Source organism: Nocardia sp. Root136, from assembly GCF_001427185.1.
Taxonomy (GTDB): Bacteria; Actinomycetota; Actinomycetes; order Mycobacteriales; family Mycobacteriaceae; genus Nocardia; species Nocardia salmonicida.
In genome coordinates this window covers 1,403,162-1,421,330 of record NZ_LMFE01000001.1, presented here as the reverse complement: position 1 = coordinate 1,421,330, position 18,169 = coordinate 1,403,162, and the positions used below count along the sequence as shown (strand labels likewise).

Genomic DNA, 18,169 nt, shown 5'->3' with positions numbered 1-18,169 from the left:
GTCCGTCGGAGATAACCCGAGGTCGTGCGGGCCCGCCTTACCTAGGCGGCGTCACTGCTCGACCTCTCAGTGAGGAGAGCAGTGGCAGGCAAGGCCCGCGTGCACGAGTTGGCTAAAGAGCTCGGTGTCACAAGCAAGGAACTACTCGCGAAGCTCAAGGAGCAAGGCGAGTTCGTGAAGTCGGCGTCCTCGACGGTGGAAGCACCCGTCGCACGTCGTCTGCGTGAATCTGTCGCATCGAAGTCCGCTCCGGCGGCCGATGCCAAGTCGGCGGCCCGTCCGGGCCCGTCGTCGGCAGCAGCAGCCCGTCCGGCTGCCAAGCCCACCCCCGGTGGCCCTCGCCCCGGTCCGCGTCCGGCCCCGGCCGCTCCCGCCCCGGCAGCTGCTGCTGCCGCGCCGGCCGCGCCGAAGCCGGAACCGGCCGCTCCGGTCGAGGCCAAGCCCGCTACTCCGGCACCCGCGAGCCCCGCTCCGGCCGCCGCGCAGCAGGCTCCGGCCACCAAGCCCGCAGGCGCCCCCGCGCCCGGCCCGCGTCCGGCTCCCGCCGCGCCGCGTCCGGAGCAGGCTCCCGCCGCTGGTCAGACCCGTCCGGGTCAGACCACTCCCGGTGCGGCCGCACCGGGTCCGCGTCCGGCAGGTCCGGGCCCGAAGCCGGGGCCCAAGGCTCCGCGCGTCGGCAACAACCCGTTCAGCTCGGCGCCCGATCGTGAGCGTCCGGCACCGCGTCCCGCCCCGCAGGGTGGCCCGCGTCCGACTCCGGGTCAGGGCGGTCCCCGTCCGGCTCCCGGTCAGGGTGGCCCGCGTCCGGCTCCCGGTCAGGGCGGTCCCCGCCCCGGTCAGGGTGGCGGCCAGGGTCAGCGTCCGGCCGCCGCGCAGGGCGGTGCCCCGCGTCCCGGTGGTCCCCGTCCCAACCCGGGTTCGATGCCTCCGCGTCCGAACCCCGGTGCCATGCCCGCACGTTCGGCACGTCCTGCTCCCGGTGGCGCGGGTCGTCCCGGTGGCGGCGGTCGTCCCGGTGGCGCTCCCGGCGGTGGCGGCGCAGGCCGTCCCGGTGGTGGCGGCGGTGGCGGTTACCGCGGTGGCGGTGGCGGTGCCCCCGGTGCTCCGGGTGCGGGTGCTCCCGCGGCCGGTGGTTTCCGTGGTCGTCCCGGTGGCGGCGGCGGTCGTCCCGGTGGTCCCGGTGGCCGTGGTGGCGCCGCGGGTGCCTTCGGTCGTCCCGGTGGCGCGGTTCGCCGTGGCCGTAAGTCGAAGCGGGCGAAGCGCGCCGAGTACGAGAACATGCAGGCTCCCGCCGTCGGTGGCGTGCGTCTGCCCCGCGGCAACGGCGAGATCATCCGCCTCGCCCGTGGCGCGTCGCTGTCGGACTTCGCCGAGAAGATCGACGCGAACCCCGCTGCTCTCGTGCAGGCACTGTTCAACCTCGGCGAGATGGTCACCGCGACCCAGTCGGTGAACGACGAGACCCTCGAGCTGCTCGGCGGCGAGATGAACTACGTCGTCCACGTGGTCAGCCCCGAGGACGAAGATCGCGAACTGCTGCAGTCGTTCGACCTCACCTACGGCGAAGACGCCGGCGGCGAGGACGACCTCGAGCACCGTCCGCCGGTCGTGACCGTCATGGGTCACGTCGACCACGGTAAGACCCGACTGCTCGACACGATCCGTAAGGCCAACGTCGCTGAGGGCGAGGCCGGTGGCATCACCCAGCACATCGGTGCCTACCAGGTGCTCACCAACCTCAACGACGAAGAGCGCTTGATCACCTTCATCGACACCCCGGGTCACGAGGCGTTCACCGCCATGCGTGCTCGTGGTGCGAAGGCCACCGATATCGCGATCCTCGTGGTCGCGGCCGACGACGGCGTCATGCCGCAGACGGTGGAAGCGATCAACCACGCCCAGGCCGCGGATGTGCCGATCGTCGTCGCGATCAACAAGATCGACAAAGAGGGTGCGAACCCGGACAAGATCAAGCAGCAGCTCACCGAGTACGGCCTGGTCACCGAGGAGTACGGCGGCGACACCATGTTCGTCAACATCTCGGCCAAGCAGGGCACCAACATCGATCAGCTGCTCGAAGCAGTGCTGCTGACCGCGGATGCCTCGCTCGACCTGCGGGCCAACCCGGACATGGACGCCCAGGGTGTCGCCATCGAGGCGCACCTCGACCGCGGCCGTGGCCCCGTTGCCACCGTGCTCATCCAGCGCGGCACCCTGCGCGTCGGTGACTCGATCGTGGCGGGCGACGCCTACGGTCGCGTCCGTCGCATGGTCGACGAGCACGGCGCGGACGTCCACGCGGCGACCCCGTCGCGCCCGGTGCAGGTCATCGGTTTCACCTCGGTGCCCGGTGCAGGTGACAACCTGATCGTGGTCGAGGAAGACCGCATCGCCCGTCAGATCGCCGATCGCCGCAATGCGCGTAAGCGCAACGCGCTGGCCGCTCGCAGCCGCAAGCGGATCAGCCTGGAAGATCTGGATGCCGCTCTGAAGGAGACTTCGGAGCTCAACCTGATCCTCAAGGGCGACAACTCCGGTACCGTCGAGGCCCTCGAAGAGGCCCTGCTCGGTATCGAGATCGACGACGAGGTGCGTCTGCGCGTCATCGACCGCGGTGTCGGTGGCGTCACCGAGACCAACGTCAACCTGGCGTCGGCCTCCAACGCGATCATCATCGGCTTCAACGTCCGCGCGGAGGGCAAGGCCACTGAGCTGGCCAACCGCGAAGGCGTCGACATCCGGTACTACTCGGTCATCTACCAGGCGATCGACGAGATCGAGAAGGCCCTCAAGGGCATGCTCAAGCCGATCTACGAAGAGGTCGAACTGGGCCGCGCCGAGATCCGCGCGATCTTCCGTTCGTCGAAGATCGGCAACATCGCCGGTTGCATGGTCACCTCCGGCTCGGTCAAGCGCAACGCCAAGGCGCGCCTGATCCGTGACGGTCGAGTGGTCGCGGAGACGATGACCATCTCCTCGCTCAAGCGGGAGAAGGACGACGCTCCTGAGGTTCGCGAAGGTTTCGAGTGCGGTATGACCGTCACCTACAGCGACATCAAGGACGGCGACATCATCGAGGCTTACGAGCTTCGTGAAAAGCCGCGCGACTGATCAACGCCATACCGTTCGACCCACGCCGCATCCGATTCTTCGGGTGCGGCGTGGGGTCTTGCGGGATCCCCATCTACCAGGAGGTGAGCACCGCTGTTCATCGGTGCGCTCGAATTCGATCTACTGCTCGGTGACGTGCATTCGCTCAAGGAGAAGCGGTCGGTGATCCGGCCGATCCTCGCCGAGCTACAGAAGCGCTTCGGCGTGAATGCCGCCGAAGCCGGAGATCAAGACCTGCACCGCCGGGCCCTGCTCGGTGTGGCCATGGTCAGTGCGGAAACGGGACACCTGAACGAGGTGCTCGACAAGTGTGAGCGGCACGTTGCCGCGCGTCCGGAGATAGAGTTGCTGGCAGTACGCCGCCGGATCTTCGGACCCGAAGACTAGGCTGCGGCACGGGTGTCACGGGTCCGCCAGGCGCAAGCCTGCGTAGGACCCCACCCGCGCCGCCGAAGAGAGGAGCTCAGCCATGGTTGATCAAGCCAGGGCACGTCGGCTCGCCAAGCGGATTTCCGCGATTGTGGCCACCGCGATCGAATACGAGATCAAAGATCCGCGGCTGCGGTTCGTCACCGTCACCGATGCCAAGGTGACCGGCGATCTGCGCGAGGCGAATATCTATTACACGGTGATGGGTGAGACCATCGACGCCGAACCCGACTACGCCGAAGCCGCCGCCGGGCTCGACGCGGCCAAGGGTGTGTTGCGGTCCAAGGTGGGCGCCGGTACCGGAGTGAAGTTCACCCCGATCCTGTCCTTCACTCTGGACAAGGTGCCCGAGGTGGCCCGCGAGATGGAAGAGTTGCTCGCCAGGGCTCGCGCCATCGACGACGAGGTGGCCAAGGTCGCCGCCAACGCCAAGCACGCGGGTGACGCCGACCCGTACAAGGTCGATCGCGACGACGAAGACGAGTAGGCAGGCATGTCCGGTCATCGCCCGGGGGCGGTAGCTCGAGTGACCACGCAGGGCGTCGCGTCCTGCCGGGTGGGCACCGCCCTGTCCGGCCGTGGACCGGTGGCCTGCGTGGACGCCGGATGACCAGCGTCCGCGACGGGACCGAACTGGGCGCGGCCGTCGCCGCATTGGCGGCGGCGCGTTCGGTGACCGTCCTGTGCCATGTGCAGCCCGATGCCGACACCGTCGGGAGCGGGCTCGCGCTGGCCATGGCGCTGCACCGGCGCGATATACCGGTGTGCGTGTCCTTCGCCGAGCCCGCCGAGCTGCCGGCCTCGCTGCGCACCCTGCCCGGCGTGCAGTTGGTCGTGCCACCGGCGCAGGTGCCGCGCGAGGTCGATCTGTTGATCGTCGTCGACTGTGGCGCGCGCAGCCGTCTCGGTGCGCTGGCCGACCGATTACCCGGCGCGGCAATGACATTGGTGATCGATCACCATCGCGCCAACGACGGCTTCGGCACCGTCGACCTGATCGACGAATCCGCGGCCTCGACCACCGAACTGGTGACCCGGCTTCTCGACGCCTGGGGCGTGGAGATCGACGCCGATATCGCGCACTGCCTGTTCGCGGGCCTGGTCACCGACACCGGTTCGTTCCGCTGGGCTCGTTCCGGCAGCCACGCCATGGCCGAGCGGTTGCTCGCCACCGGCATCGACGGCACCGAGATCACCCGCGTCCTGCTCGACACCCACCCCTACGCCTGGCTCCCGATGCTGTCGAAGGTGCTGTCGACGGCTGTGGTCGTGCCGTCCGCCGCCGGTGTCGGCCTGGTCTACGCGCTGGTCCGCGCCGCCGACACTCACGACGTCGGCCCCGAAGAGGTCGAAAGCGTCATCGATGTCATCCGCACCACCGCCGAAGCGGGCATCGCCGCCGTGTTCAAGGAGGCCCGCGGCCACAACGACCGCTGGACCGTCTCGCTGCGCTCCCGCGACTCCGCCCCCGGCCGCACCGACGGCGTCGACGTCGCCGCGGTCGCCGGCGTTTTCGGCGGCGGCGGCCACCGCTTCGCCGCGGGCTACACCACCTACGGCAACGCCGAAGACGTTGTGCGCGCGCTGATCGCCGCGCTGGGCTGACGCTAGGTCGCGGCGACCGTCTCGTCGCGTCGTAGGCGCAGCGTCAGCGGGACGCCGAGGATCGTTGCGGTGGCGCAGAGGGTGAAGGCCAGGGCGGGCTGGTCTACGAGGAGGCCGGTCAGGCCTGCTACGACGAGGCCGCCGAGGTTGCCGGTCATCCAGATGAGGCCTGCGGCAGTGCCTTCCGCGGCGCCGGTGTGGCGTTCGGCCATGGACAGGACGATCGGGAGGGCGGGCAACAGTGTCAGGCCGATGAGGACGAACGCCAGGAAACCTGTCGCCAGGCCGGGGGCTATGGCCACGAGCAGGCAGGCGGCGGCGCTGGCGGTGAGGCCGACCATCACGGCGGGTAGTTCGACGCCGCGGCGCAGGACCGTGACCGGTATCACCGCGCAGCCGACGACACCGGCGAGGACATTCACCAGCAGGACGATGCTGGCCGCGTCGGCGCTCACGCCGGACGGCTCCAGCAGTGCCTGGCCATAGGTCGCCAGCGCGACGAACGTGCCGAAGGGGAAGAACACGGCGACGCAGAGCCGGCGCACATATCGGTCGCCGATGGTCGCTCGCAGGGTGGTGAGCGAGGTCGAGGTGCTCGCCGTGGGTCCGGTGCCCGCGCGCAGCAACTCGACGGTCAGCGCGATCGCGGCCAAGGCGGCGAAGATCGTGCCGATGGCGGTGAGAGTGATGAGCTGGCTTTCCGCGGGCAGCGCCGCGCCGAGGACGAACGCCGCCGCCATACCGGCGAAGGTGCTCGCGGTGCCGACCGCGATGCCGGTCGGCCGGTCCTTCTCCTCGAGATAATGCCCGGCGATTCCGGTGATGGCGTTGAGCACCAGGGGTTGGGCGATCGCGACGACGGTCTGACCGATGAGCACGATCGCGAAGCCGCCGTCGAGCAGGCGCAGCGCCGCACCGATCGCGGTGAGCACCGCTCCGGCGATCAAACTGGGCCGGAACCAGCGATCCAGCGCGATTCCGGCGGGAACGGCCAGGACGACGTAGAGCAGCGGGAACATATTGGCCAGCCACCCGACCGCGGACTCGGACACCCCGAAGTGCTCGGCGGCCACGGTCGTCACCGGCGCGTAGGTGAGCCACACCAGCTGTGTCGCCGCGCCGACCAGAGCGAATGCCGTGATCACCCGCCATCGCTGCACAAACACCATCGTCGATCCTGAGTTGTTCGGGCGAACCGGGCGTCCGCGGTGTGACGTCATCCGCCCGAGCTGGGCGAACGACCAGTATTGCTGTCCATCTGCTCGCCGTCCATACTTCGTAGCCGCGATTTCGTGCTGATCGGCGGATGTCCGCAACAGCTGTCGATCGGCGATATCGCATGCTCTCGGCGAGGTTGCGGGTGTGGCGCTTCGTGGGTGATCGGTGTTGTCGGTGCCATGTGTCACCATCGGCGGGCCGGCGGCATTCGCGCCAAGGGTTCGTAGTGCTGTGGGAGGTCGGTGTGGAGTCCGCTGAGTCGATGGAGGAAGCCGTGTCCGGCGGCGAGGTCGACCGGGCGGGGCCACGGCGCATTCTCGGCATCGCCGTGCCCACGCTGGGAGTGTTGGTCGCCGAGCCGCTGTATCTGCTCTTCGACATCGCGGTGGTCGGCAGGTTGGGGGCGCTGGCGCTGGCCGGGCTGGCCGTCGGCGCGGTGATCCTCGGGTCGGTGAGCACCCAGTTGACGTTCCTGTCCTACGGAACGACCGCGCGCGCGGCCCGCAGACACGGTGCGGGGGACCGGACGGGTGCGGTCGAGGAAGGCGTGCAGGCCAGTTGGGTGGGTGCGGCGGTCGGTCTGGTGATCGTGGTGGTGATCCAGCTGTTCGCGGAGCCGTTGTGTTCGGTGCTGTCCGGAGGCGGGGAGATCGCCGACGAGGCGCTGATCTGGGTGCGGATCGCGTTGTTCGGGGTGCCGCTGATCCTGCTGTCGATGGCGGGCAACGGGTGGATGCGTGGCGTGCAGGACGTGCGACGGCCGCTGACGTATGTGGTGGTGGGACTGGCACTCTCGGCTGTGCTGTGTCCGGTCCTGGTGTACGGACTGCTCGGTGCGCCGCGGATGGAACTGGCCGGTTCCGCGGTGGCGAACCTCGTCGGTCAATCGGTCTCCGGCGTCCTGTTCGCCTATGCCCTGCTGCGCGAACGTGTTTCGCTGCGCCCACAACCCGCGGTGATGCGCGCCCAACTCGTTCTCGGCCGCGACCTCATCGTGCGCAGCCTGTCGTTCCAGGTCTGCTTCGTCTCCGCCGCCGCGGTGGCCGCCCGTTTCGGCGCCGCGTCGGTCGCCGCCCACCAGCTGGTCCTGCAACTCTGGAATTTCCTCGCCCTGACCCTGGATTCACTGGCCATCGCCGCCCAGACCCTGGTCGGCGCGGCCCTCGGCGCGGGAAACGCGCACGGCGCCAAGGGCATCGCCCGCAGGGTCACGGTCTGGTCCGAGATCTTCGCCCTGCTCCTGGCCGCCGTCTTCGCCGCGGGCGTGACCGTGATCCCCCTGCTGTTCACCGACGACCCTCAGGTCCTCGACCGCGCCCACGTCATCTGGTGGTTCTTCGTCGCCATGATTCCGGTCGCCGGTGCGGTGTTCGCCCTCGACGGCGTCCTGCTCGGCGCGGGCGACGCCGCGTTCCTGCGCACCGCGACCCTCGTCGCCGCCCTGACCGGTTTCCTTCCCTTGATCTGGCTGTCGCTGATCTTCGACTGGGGCGTCGCGGGAATCTGGTCGGGCCTGGTCGCCTTCATGCTGCTGCGGTTGGTCGCGGTCCTCGCCCGGGCGAAGTCGGGCCGCTGGGCCAGGGTGGGCGCCGACATACCGAGCGGGGCGGCGTGACTCAGCGCGGGTAGGGGCTGAGCATGTCGATCCAGCGGATGTCCAGATCGCGGGCCAGGTAGTCCAGGCGGGAGTTCCAGAAGTCCTGCATGTGGGGCAGGGCCAGGTGCCGGTCGAGGTCGGCTTTGCTGCGCCAGACCTCGTAGAAGACGAAGACCGACGGGTCGTCGCTGTCGACGTGGAAGTGGTATTCGAGGCAGCCCTCTTCGGCACGGGTCGGTTCGACGAACGAGAGCAATAGTTCGCTCAGGTCGTCGCGGCGTTCGGGCTTCGGGTGGGCGAATCCCACCAGGGCGTAGGTGCCCTCCATGATGCTCCTTAGGTACGATGTTGTACGTACCTGAGGACGGTAGGCGGCGGTTAGGTATGACGCAAGTCGTACCTATGTGGAGGTGGATGGGTGGACGAGAAGCTCGAGCTGGGAGCGGTACTCGGCGCGCTGGCCGATCCGCTGCGGCGTCGCGTGATCACCCTGCTCGCGCTGGATCCCGCGGACGGGGACCGCAGCTGCTCGTCGTTCGACTTGCCGGTGACGAAGGCGACCCGCACCCACCACTTCCGGGTGCTGCGCGAGGCGGGGCTGGTTCGACAGGTGAATTACGGCAATCGCAGCACCGTCGTCCTGCGGCGGGCCGATCTCGACGCGCGGTTTCCCGGGCTGCTCGAGCTGCTCGTCGCCGAGGCCTCCGACGCGCAGGGGTGAACCCGCCGGTGCCGCCGGCCCGGAGTGTGCCACTGTGGACAGGTGATTCCGAAGTTGATGGCGGTCAGCGATGTGCATGTGGGGCATCAGGGCAACAAGCCTGTGGTGGAGCAGATCGTTCCCGATTCGCCCGAGGACTGGCTGATCGTCGCCGGTGATGTGGGGGAGAAGGCCGAGGAGGTGCGGTGGGCGCTGGAGTTGTTGCGCGGCCGCTTCGCCAAGGTGATCTGGGTGCCGGGCAACCACGAGCTGTGGACCACGCCGAAGGATCCGGTGCAGATGCACGGCGCCGCTCGCTACGACTATCTCGTCGCGATGTGTCGTGACCTCGATGTGGTCACCCCGGAGGACCCGTTCCCGGTGTGGACGGGCTCGGGCGCCGAGAAGTACGGCGGCCGGGTCACCCTGGCGCCGATGTTCCTGCTCTACGACTACTCGTGGCGACCGGCGGGCACGAATACCAAGGCGGAGGGATTGGCGCTGGCGCGCGAACGCAATGTCGTCGCCACCGACGAGTTCCTGCTGACCCCCGACCCGTACCTCACCCGCGATGCCTGGTGCCACGCCCGTGTCCAGTACACCCAGCGCCGCCTCGACGCGCTGCCCGCGGAAACCCCGCTGGTGATGATCAACCACTTCCCCCTGGTCCGCCAGCCCACCGACATCCTGTTCTACCCGGAGTTCTCGCTGTGGTGCGGCACCGACCTGACCGCCGACTGGCACACCAGCTACAACGTGGTCTGCTCGGTCTACGGCCACCTCCACATCCCGCGCACCACCTACTACGACGGCGTCCGCTTCGAAGAGGTCTCCCTCGGCTACCCGCGCGAATGGAAACGCCGGGGCATGCCGGAACCGCTGCTGCGCCAGATCCTGCCCGAACCGGTCTACGCCGACGGTGACCTGAACTCCTGGGGCGGCCACTTCACGGTGACCCCGGAGATGGAGGCCGCGGCAGCGGAAATGCGCGAAAAGGCAGAGCGCAGACGAGGCATCTGACAGCAAATTTGCACGAGAACTCAACACCTGATTTCGTAACAACATCGGTAACTCACCGGGTACGAGCAAAACCCGCCACCCCGGTACCGTCAGACGCCAACGCTGCCCTACCCAGCACCTGAGTCTGGCCTGAATACGCGGAGAGGCGGACATGCTGGAGAGGATTTTGCCGAGGAGTGTGGCTTCGGCGGAGCTGCTGGTGTTTCCGGAGGACTTGAAGGCGCATCCCGCCGAAGAGCACCTCATCGCCAAATCCGTGGAGAAGCGTCGCCGGGATTTCATCGGCGCCCGGCACTGTGCGCGCCTGGCCCTCGAGCAGCTCGGTGAGCAGCCTGTCGCGATCGGCAAGGGCGAACGCGGAATGCCGCTGTTCCCGCGCGGCATCGTCGGCAGTCTCACCCATTGCGACGGCTACCGGGCCGCGGCGACGGCGCATTCACTACGTTTCCGTTCGGTCGGCATCGACGCCGAACCGCACGACACCCTGCCCGACGGCGTGCTCGATTCGGTCAGTCTGCCCGCCGAACGCGAGTGGCTGTCGGACACGCCGGGCGAGGGCCTGCACCTGGATCGGCTGCTGTTCTGTGCCAAAGAGGCCACCTACAAGGCGTGGTTCCCGCTGACGCTGCGCTGGCTCGGTTTCGAGGACGCGCACATCACCTTCGAGATCGACTCCCGCACAGACGATGCGGGCTCGGGTACCTTCCACACGAAGCTGCTCGTGCCCGGGTTGACGAACGACGGCGGCGCCGCGCTGACCGAGTTCGACGGCAACTGGTTGATCGCCGACGGGCTGATCCTGACCGCGATCGCGCACGGCTGATGGCAGCACGGGTGTCGCGGGTGGGCGAGCTCGGCGGTCTCGTGATCGTCGACAAGGACAGCGGGCTCACCAGCCACGATGTCGTGGCGCGCAGTCGAAAACTGTTGCAGACCAGGAAGGTCGGCCACGCGGGCACCCTCGACCCGATGGCCACCGGCGTGCTGGTGCTCGGGGTGGAGCGGGCTACGAAACTGCTGGGCCAACTGCTCCTCACCACCAAGGCCTACACCGCGACGATCCGGCTCGGCCAGGCTACGAACACCGACGACGCCGAGGGTGAGGTCACCGAGACCACTCCGGCACTGCACGTCACCGACGACGAGATCGCGGCCGGTGTCGCGGCGCTGACCGGGGACATCGAGCAGGTCCCCGCCACGGTGAGCGCCATCAAGGTCGACGGTGAACGGGCCTACGCGCGCGTGCGCGCGGGCGAAGAGGTGCAACTGGCCGCGCGCCCGGTCACGGTGTCGCGCTTCGACATTCTGGCCCGGCGCGACGTGGCCGACGGTGAATTCGTGGATCTCGACGTCACGGTCGAATGCACCTCCGGCACCTACATCCGCGCCCTGGCCCGCGACCTCGGCGCGGCCCTCGGTGTGGGCGGTCACCTGACCGCCTTGCGCCGCACCAGAGTCGGCCCTTTCACCCTCGAACACGCCCGCACCCTCGAAGAACTCGCGACCGCCGCCGACGCCGAGCAGCCCCTGCTCAGCCTCGACATCGACGCCGCCGTCCGTACCGCCTTCCCGCTCCGCGACATCGACGAATCGCAGGCCACCGACCTGCGCACCGGCCGCTGGCTCGAACCTGTCGGCATCAAGGGCGTCTACGCCGCCATCGACCCACGGGGCAGGGCCATCGCGCTCCTGGAGGAGAGCGGCAAACGCGCGGGATCGGTGATGGTGGTGCGCCCCAGAGGAATCGGCGACTGACGAACGGTTGTCGGTCGATGCTTCGACGGGCGATGCTCACTGTCCGGCCACCGGCGAGATCGGTGTCCGGGCTGTCGAACCCGCCCGCCGAGTCAGATGCCCACGGGTAGGCCGGATTCCTTCGTCAGGTGCTCGGCCAGCAGTGCCGCTTCGGCGGCGAGGCCGGGCGGGTTGGTGGCGATGAACATCGAATCCGCCGCCAGGTTGCCGAGGACGTGCCAGGTGCCGGCATGCAGCGCACGGGTACGTGGTTCCGCGCGGAGACCACCCGTGGGCGCGAATTCAGCGGTGCCGCTGCCGAGTAGGCGGGCCATCAGTGCCTCGGTGTCCTGCGGGGTGACATAAGCGGGTGGGTTCACGGCGTTGATCACGATGTCGGCCGTCCACACGGACTCGTCCGTCATCGTGAACCCGATGTTGTCCGCCGCGATCGCGGTGAGTCCGGTGCGCAATCGGACCTGACCCGAGTCCAGCAGGCACAGCAGGATTTCCGCGTTGTGCGGGACCATCGGTGAGCTGAGGCTGCTGATCGTGCGGTAGTGATCGGTACGCAGCATCCTCCGGTCGGCGTCGGTCATGGCAGGCCACAGGATCGGGCCTATCGTGCGAATCGCCATCGTGAGCAGGCGTCGGCCCAGCAGGGCGGAGTCGATATCGGCGAGCTGACGGCGCAGGCGAAGCACCGGGTCCTCGGCACCGGTCGCGCGGATCTCGGCGGCGAACTCGTCGAAATCCTCACCCAGGTCAGCCAATTCGGCACGCAGCAGCGCGACCACCGCGGTGAACTCGACCGGGCCGCCCGCGGCCAGGTCCAGTGCGGCGGCCGGGGTGAGGTGTCGCGGCGCCAATGGTCGTGGACGTTGCTGGACGAACGGCAGGATCCCGCTGCGCGAGAGGAGCGTGATCGGACCTCGATGGCCGTTCTCGGTCAACGCCGCCGTGATGTCGACGGCGGTCAGGCCGCTGCCGATCACCGCGACGTGAGCCTCGGGATCCACCTCGGTGAGCGTGCGCGCCAGCGGATACGGCTCGTCGAGGTAACCGGGTGAGCCGGTCAGTCCGTACTGGTCGCGGGGACGGCCGCTGCCGACGCAGAGCACCACGCGGTCCACCGGATACAGCACGCCGCCCTCGGTGCGTAGTACCACCGGCTGTTCCGCCGCGACGTCGGTGACCCGGTCGTTCACCACGCTGACCTGCCATCCGTCGCGACGCAACCGGTCGATCGACGCTCGTGCCGACTGTTCCAGGTACTCGCCGTAGAGCGCGCGCGGCACGATCGGCTGCCCCAACCCGGGGTCGAGGAAGCGCACCACGTCCGGTCGCTGTGCGAGCCAGTCCTGGAAGTGCCCACGATCGCTCGCCCGCGCGGACATCAACGCAGGTGGGGCGTTCACGCGCACCGCGGGCACATCGCGCTGATAGGCCCGTCCACGCCACAGCGCCGCGGACCCTTCGAACACGGTGATCGTGCCCGGTGTCCCTTCCGCACGCGCGAGCGCGTCGAGCAACCCGACCGCGGCCACTCCCGCACCGATGATCCCGATTCGCATATCGACTCCTGTCGTCGGAGGGCGTTGCCGCGCACTCTCATTCGATGGCGGGCACGACGTCGTGCCCGCTCGGTGATCAGCGTGGTCGCGCCGGAGTCGCTGCGAAATCCCACGTTTGCGGGATGGTCGGCGAGCACTGAACGCGACGACAATGGGCACATGACCGCCGCGGCTTCGCCTTCCCTGTCCGCTCTGCTCAGCGGGATCGCCGCGGCGCCGGATGCGCACGAGTTGTTCGAGCGGACGTCCACCCGATTGCGCCGATCCGTGGGGTTCGACGCCGCGGTGTGGGTAGCCACCGATCCGGTCAACGGGCTGACCACCGCGCCGGTGCGGGTGGAGAACCTGCACGAGGGCGGCTGCGGAACCTACTGGGAGTCAGAGATTTTCGCTGAGCACGTCAACCTGTTCCGCGATCTGGCGGTAGCACAGGTGCCGGTGGCCGGTTTGCGCGCGGTCACCGGCGACCGGCCGACGCTGAGCCCGCTGTATCGAAGTTTTCTGCGACCCCGCGGATTCGGCGACGAATTGCGGGCTGTGCTGCGCGTGGACGGCCAGGGCTGGGGACAGGTGAGCTTGTTCCGGGATCGAGGAAGGCAGGCTTTCGCCTCCGCCGATATCGCGGTGCTGCAAGCGTTATCGGCCCCGATGGCACGGCGCTTGCGCGGCTTCGCGCGACCGGCGACCACGGGCTCGGACGGCGTCCACGCGCCCGGCCTGCTGCTGTTCGGCGCCGACGGCGCCCTGCTCTCGGTGAACGACGAAGCCCGTGAGCTGCTCGCGCAGATGCCGCCCGGCCCGTCCACGACCACCGACTCCGGCCTCGAATTACCGCTGCCCGTCTGGATTCTCAGCACGGCGGGGCGCGCGCGTCTCACCGGCGACAGTGCCCGCATTCGTATTCGCACACTGACCGGGCAGTGGCTCGTCTGCCACGCCTCGTGTCTGCGCGATGCGCACGGCGAACCGACTACGACAGCGCTGGTGATCGAACACGCGACGCCGGCGGAGGTGGCCGCACTCGTGGCCGCGGCCTATGAACTGACCCGCCGCGAACTCGAAGTCACCGAACTCGTCGCGGCGGGACTGTCCACCGCCGCCATCGCCCGGCACCTGCTGGTATCGGTCCACACGGTGCGCGACCACGTGAAGTCCGTCTTCGACAAGACAGGCGTCACCAGTCGCGGTGAACTCGTCGCGGCCCTGTTCACCGAATACCGGCAACCGGCGGCCGAATCGGTCACCCTGCGCGTGCTCGACGGCCAGGCGAGCTGAGAGTCGCCCACTCGTTGTGCGCCGCACCCACTCCCAGGAATCCGTAGAGTGGCGTGACCGGCCGGTGGTGGCCGCGGAAGAGGGATTCGTGAGATGAGTGCAGAGCCGGTCGACACGTTCACGCTATGGGATCGCGACGGTGACGGGCTGGTGTCGGTGGATGATATCGCCGACGGAATCCGTTCCGCGGGAATCGAAGTCGACCGGGAAGCCATCGAACGCATGGTCGCCGCCGCGGACACCAACGGCGATTTCCTCGTCTCCCGTGCCGAATTCGATGCCGCCGTCGTCGCGGGGCGCATCGAGGTCACCGACGCCGACGCGGCGTTCCGGGTCTTCGACATCAACGGCGACGGCCGGATCTCGGTCACCGAGCTGGAATCGCTGATTCGCCACGTCGGCGCGGGCCACATCGACGAACCGGCCGCCGACCTGCTCGCGGCCGCCGACCAGGACGGCGACGGATACCTCTCGCTCACCGAATTCCGCGTGCTCCTGGATTTCCTGTCGCGCTGACCATGCCGGGCCAGTCGGTGGCATCGGCTGTCAGCGGCACTGGACGTGTCGCTAACGTCCGGTCCGATACCGGCGATAGCGAGGATGAATAGCTTTCGCGGCGGAGGGGCAGACCATGACTGCGATCGGGAAGACCTGGATCGGTGTTCTCGCCGGTGTGACGGTGTTGCTCACGGCGTGTGGGAGCGGTGATCCGCAGGGGCCGGGGTCGACCTCGGCGCGCTCGACGACCACGGTCACCGCGTCGATACCGATCGCCACTCCCAGCGCCGCTCCCGCCGTGATCCCCGGCGGGCCCGCGCCTACGGCCGGAGAGGGTGGCCCATCGAAGTCGGTGGGCGCGCCCACCGCTCCGGCGATGACCGCCACGCCGCCAGCGGCCGCGACCGGCACCGTCGTCCTGCGCACCGTGACCCTGTCCGGAGTCCCCGTTCCCGGTGTGCCGGTGCACCTTTCGCTGCAGCAGCCGTGTGATCCGTCGAACAACGACATCCCCCTCGGTGAGACGGTGGAAGCAGTGCGCCGCGACGGTGTCACCGACGAACAAGGCCGGGCGGCGTTCACCACCGAGATCGGTTGCTATTACTTCGGGATGACCGCGCCGTCGGGAACGAACCCGGTTCCCGAAGGCATGCACACGCTGTTCCTGGTCACCCCGGGCGGCACGGCCACCGGCGAACTGCGCTTCCAGGACACCTCGGTAGAACCCGCCCCCGTCTGCGCCGAATCCACCATCGAATCCGAACTCGGCGTCGATCCGGGACCCGCCGCCACCATTCCCGACTGCGACGGACAGTGGGGTGTCATCCGCTGGGATACCCCCGGCGACAACCAGCGCCTCATCACCCGCGCGTCGGGAACCTGGACCACCTATGTCAGGTTCCCCCACGACACCTGCTGGACCACCGCCACGGCCGACGGCGTACCGGCTCGCCTGCGCACCTATTTCAACTGCTGATCCGGCGCGCCTCGACAGATCAGGCGGTGAGCCAGATCGCTTCGGCGGCAAGGGTTCCCAGCTCGGTGGGAGTCTCGGACGAGGCGATGCGCACGGCGATGGTGCCGGCGAAATCGCGCCGTTCTGCTACTTCGATGGTGGTGTCGAGGGCGATGCCGACGGAGTCGAAATAGCGCAGCATGGCGGGGTCGGAGTCGGAGATACGGGCCACCCGGCCGGATTCACCCGTGGCGAAGTCGCTGAGTTGACGGGCGGGGGGAGTGGGTACGGCGCCGTCGGTGGAGGGGATGGGGTCGCCGTGGGGGTCGCGGTCGGGGTGGCCGAGTTTCGCGTCGATGCGGGACATGAGCAGGTCCGAGACGGCGTGTTCGAGTACTTCGGCCTCGTCGTGTACCTCGTCCCAGCCGTAGCCGAGTTCGTTCACCAGGAAGGTCTCGATCAGCCGGTGTCGGCGCACCATCGCGACAGCGGCGCGCCGGCCGTGCTCGGTCAGGGTGATCGCGCCGTAGCGGGCGTGCTCGACCAGGCCCTGATCGGTGAGCTTGCGCACCGCCTCCGACACCGTCGAGGCAGACACGCCGATTCGCTCGGCGAGCAGCTTGGTCGACACCTTCTCCTGCGACCACTCCTGGGCGGTCCAGATGACCTTCAGATAGTCCTGTGCCACCGCCGAGAGGTCGGGCGCGATCGTGGCGGCGAGTTCGGCCTGCTCGGCGGGCTGCGTCAGCGCGCTCCGGGTCGCGACATCTCGTTTAGCTGGCACATCACCAATGTTAGGCATCCCTGCCCCGAATAACACATCGGCGAACCGGCACGCCGTGTATCGGTGATCCGGTCACACCGGAATTCTGTTCGGGCACCGCTTTGCGTAGGCTTCGCTCTGTGCAGAGATGGCGAAGTCTCGACGACGTGCCCGCGGACTGGGGGCGTTGCGTTCTCACGATCGGCGTGTTCGACGGGGTACATCGGGGGCACGCGCAGCTGATCAGCCGCGCGGTCGCCGCGGCGGGCAAGCGTGGCGTTCCCTCGGTTCTGATGACCTTCGATCCGCACCCGATGGAGGTTGTGCGACCCGGTTCGCATCCCGCACAGCTGACCACGCTGCCCCGCCGCGCGGAGTTGGCTGCCGAGCTCGGGATCGATGTGTTCTGCGTGATGCCGTTCACCCAGGACTTCATGAAACTCACTCCGTCCGAGTACGTGCACGATCTGCTGGTCGAACGGTTGCACGTCACCGAGGTCGTGGTCGGCGACAACTTCACCTTCGGCAAGAAGGCCGCGGGCACCGTCGACACGATGCGCGAACTCGGTGAGCGGTTCGGTTTCGAGGTCGACGGGGTGACCCTGCTCGGCGAACACGCCGTCACTTTCTCCTCCACCTATATTCGTGCCTGCGTCGACGCGGGCGATATGGGCGCGGCGGCCGAGGCGCTCGGACGCCCGCATCGCGTCGAGGGCGTCGTCGTGCACGGCGACGGTCGTGGCCGCGGGCTCGGGTTCCCGACCGCCAACGTCGCCCCGCCGATGCATGCCGCGATCCCCGCCGACGGGGTCTACGCGGGCTGGTTCACCGTGCTCGGGTCGGGCCCGACCATCGGTGGCGCCGCACCGGGCGAGCGTGCGATGGCGGCGATCTCGGTGGGCACCAACCCCACGTTCTCGGGCCGCGCGCGGACTGTCGAAGCGTTCGTCCTCGACGGCGAGGCCGACCTCTACGGCCAGCACGTCGGTGTCGATTTCGTCGAACAACTGCGCGGGATGCGCAAATTCGACTCCATCGACGATCTGGTCGAGGCCATGGGCCGCGATGTCGAGGAAGCGCGCAAAGTCCTCACCGCCGCCGACGCTTGATCCCGGTTTCAACTTCTCGTCAAGGGTCGAGTAAAGTGGCTCCTCGGGTTTGCTGCGGTCCGCGGTGGCGCCCATCCCGGGTAACCGGACCTTCGAGCGCGGAACTGAAAAATAGGAGTCGAGCCACATGGCGCTGACCACTGAGCAGAAGTCGGCAATTCTCGCCGAGTACGGCCTGCACCCCACCGACACCGGCTCGCCGGAGGCGCAGATCGCGCTGCTGTCGAAGCGGATCTCGGACCTGACCGAGCACCTGAAGCAGCACAAGCACGATCACCACACCCGTCACGGCCTGCTGGCCCTGATCGGTCGTCGTCGTCGCCTGTCGAAGTACCTGCAGGCCAACGACATCAACCGCTACCGCTCGCTCATCGAGCGCTTGGGTCTGCGTCGCTGATCTGAATCGGACACGCCTCCTCGTCGAGGCGGTCGACACCTGGCCAACGGGAAGAAGTACACTTCTTCTCGTTGGCTATTCGTGTGTTCGGGGACCATCGGGTTCCCGACTGCATTACAACATGTGACAGCCGTGTGCATCCGTCCGCGTGGCGTCGGTCTTCGGTAGTGGCCTTTCGGCAGGC

Annotated in this window: 18 protein-coding genes; 14 read left to right on the top strand and 4 right to left on the bottom strand. The window is 68.5% G+C overall.

What is annotated here, in order from left to right; translation table 11 throughout:
* Window positions 1-81: 81 nt before the first annotated feature.
* The 4 genes from infB to ASD42_RS06635 all read left to right on the top strand — a co-directional run bounded on the left by infB (window position 82) and on the right by ASD42_RS06635 (window position 5,145).
* Window positions 82-3,111, top strand: coding sequence for a translation initiation factor IF-2 (gene infB, locus ASD42_RS06650; protein WP_056811537.1), 3,030 nt, complete (start codon window positions 82-84; stop codon window positions 3,109-3,111).
* 93 nt (window positions 3,112-3,204) lie between these two features.
* Window positions 3,205-3,498: a DUF503 domain-containing protein gene (locus tag ASD42_RS06645; RefSeq protein ID WP_056811534.1), complete on the top strand. Its 294-nt coding sequence runs from the start codon at window positions 3,205-3,207 to the stop codon at window positions 3,496-3,498.
* Window positions 3,499-3,580: 82 nt separating this feature from the next.
* The gene (gene rbfA / locus ASD42_RS06640; RefSeq protein ID WP_056811530.1) at window positions 3,581-4,027 is read left to right on the top strand and encodes a 30S ribosome-binding factor RbfA; all 447 of its coding nucleotides are present in this window, start codon (window positions 3,581-3,583) and stop codon (window positions 4,025-4,027) included.
* Window positions 4,028-4,146: 119 nt separating this feature from the next.
* Window positions 4,147-5,145, top strand: coding sequence for a DHH family phosphoesterase (locus ASD42_RS06635; protein ID WP_056811527.1), 999 nt, complete (start codon window positions 4,147-4,149; stop codon window positions 5,143-5,145).
* A 2-nt stretch (window positions 5,146-5,147) separates the two neighbouring features.
* Here ASD42_RS06635 and ASD42_RS06630 read toward each other — a convergent pair whose 3' ends face one another.
* On the bottom strand, window positions 5,148-6,314 hold the full coding sequence (locus tag ASD42_RS06630; RefSeq protein WP_056811523.1) for an MFS transporter: 1,167 nt from the start codon (window positions 6,312-6,314) through the stop codon (window positions 5,148-5,150).
* A gap of 311 nt (window positions 6,315-6,625) precedes the next feature.
* Here ASD42_RS06630 and ASD42_RS06625 point away from each other — a divergent pair, with 311 nt between their 5' ends.
* Window positions 6,626-7,978, top strand: a complete 1,353-nt coding sequence (locus ASD42_RS06625; RefSeq protein ID WP_056815628.1) for an MATE family efflux transporter — start codon at window positions 6,626-6,628, stop codon at window positions 7,976-7,978.
* 1 nt (window position 7,979) lies between these two features.
* Here the strand turns inward: ASD42_RS06625 and ASD42_RS06620 are convergent, their stop codons facing one another.
* Window positions 7,980-8,288: a putative quinol monooxygenase gene (locus ASD42_RS06620; protein WP_056811520.1), complete on the bottom strand. Its 309-nt coding sequence runs from the start codon at window positions 8,286-8,288 to the stop codon at window positions 7,980-7,982.
* A 90-nt stretch (window positions 8,289-8,378) separates the two neighbouring features.
* Here ASD42_RS06620 and ASD42_RS06615 point away from each other — a divergent pair, with 90 nt between their 5' ends.
* The 4 genes from ASD42_RS06615 (at window position 8,379) to truB (ending at window position 11,435) form a co-directional block, all read left to right on the top strand.
* Window positions 8,379-8,681, top strand: a complete 303-nt coding sequence (locus ASD42_RS06615; protein ID WP_056811517.1) for an ArsR/SmtB family transcription factor — start codon at window positions 8,379-8,381, stop codon at window positions 8,679-8,681.
* Between the two features lie 42 nt (window positions 8,682-8,723).
* Window positions 8,724-9,680: a metallophosphoesterase family protein gene (locus tag ASD42_RS06610; RefSeq protein WP_131816633.1), complete on the top strand. Its 957-nt coding sequence runs from the start codon at window positions 8,724-8,726 to the stop codon at window positions 9,678-9,680.
* Window positions 9,681-9,831: 151 nt separating this feature from the next.
* The gene (npt, locus tag ASD42_RS06605) at window positions 9,832-10,503 is read left to right on the top strand and encodes a 4'-phosphopantetheinyl transferase Npt (RefSeq protein WP_056811511.1); all 672 of its coding nucleotides are present in this window, start codon (window positions 9,832-9,834) and stop codon (window positions 10,501-10,503) included.
* Window positions 10,503-11,435 carry a tRNA pseudouridine(55) synthase TruB gene (truB, locus tag ASD42_RS06600; RefSeq protein WP_056811508.1) on the top strand — a complete coding sequence of 311 codons (933 nt, stop codon included), beginning with the start codon at window positions 10,503-10,505 and terminating at the stop codon, window positions 11,433-11,435. The genes npt and truB overlap by 1 nt, the downstream gene beginning before the upstream one ends.
* Before the next feature lie 92 nt (window positions 11,436-11,527).
* On the opposite strand, the gene ASD42_RS06595 is transcribed toward truB, so the two are convergent.
* Window positions 11,528-12,988, bottom strand: a complete 1,461-nt coding sequence (locus ASD42_RS06595) for an FAD/NAD(P)-binding protein (protein WP_056811505.1) — start codon at window positions 12,986-12,988, stop codon at window positions 11,528-11,530.
* Window positions 12,989-13,147: 159 nt separating this feature from the next.
* On the opposite strand from ASD42_RS06595, the gene ASD42_RS06590 reads away from it, so the two are divergent.
* The 3 genes from ASD42_RS06590 to ASD42_RS06580 all read left to right on the top strand — a co-directional run bounded on the left by ASD42_RS06590 (window position 13,148) and on the right by ASD42_RS06580 (window position 15,737).
* Window positions 13,148-14,263, top strand: coding sequence for a helix-turn-helix domain-containing protein (locus ASD42_RS06590; protein ID WP_056815626.1), 1,116 nt, complete (start codon window positions 13,148-13,150; stop codon window positions 14,261-14,263).
* A gap of 93 nt (window positions 14,264-14,356) precedes the next feature.
* Complete coding sequence (locus ASD42_RS33665; protein ID WP_056811502.1) at window positions 14,357-14,779, top strand: EF-hand domain-containing protein; 423 nt, start codon at window positions 14,357-14,359, stop codon at window positions 14,777-14,779.
* Window positions 14,780-14,894: 115 nt separating this feature from the next.
* A complete protein-coding gene (locus ASD42_RS06580) occupies window positions 14,895-15,737 on the top strand; it encodes a hypothetical protein (protein ID WP_056811498.1) in 843 nt (280 codons plus the stop codon).
* 19 nt (window positions 15,738-15,756) lie between these two features.
* Here the strand turns inward: ASD42_RS06580 and ASD42_RS06575 are convergent, their stop codons facing one another.
* Window positions 15,757-16,518, bottom strand: a complete 762-nt coding sequence (locus ASD42_RS06575; protein WP_235569328.1) for a metal-dependent transcriptional regulator — start codon at window positions 16,516-16,518, stop codon at window positions 15,757-15,759.
* 101 nt (window positions 16,519-16,619) lie between these two features.
* Here ASD42_RS06575 and ASD42_RS06570 point away from each other — a divergent pair, with 101 nt between their 5' ends.
* Complete coding sequence (locus ASD42_RS06570; protein ID WP_056811495.1) at window positions 16,620-17,588, top strand: bifunctional riboflavin kinase/FAD synthetase; 969 nt, start codon at window positions 16,620-16,622, stop codon at window positions 17,586-17,588.
* 127 nt (window positions 17,589-17,715) lie between these two features.
* On the top strand, window positions 17,716-17,985 hold the full coding sequence (gene rpsO, locus ASD42_RS06565; protein WP_056811493.1) for a 30S ribosomal protein S15: 270 nt from the start codon (window positions 17,716-17,718) through the stop codon (window positions 17,983-17,985).
* Window positions 17,986-18,169 lie beyond the last annotated feature (184 nt).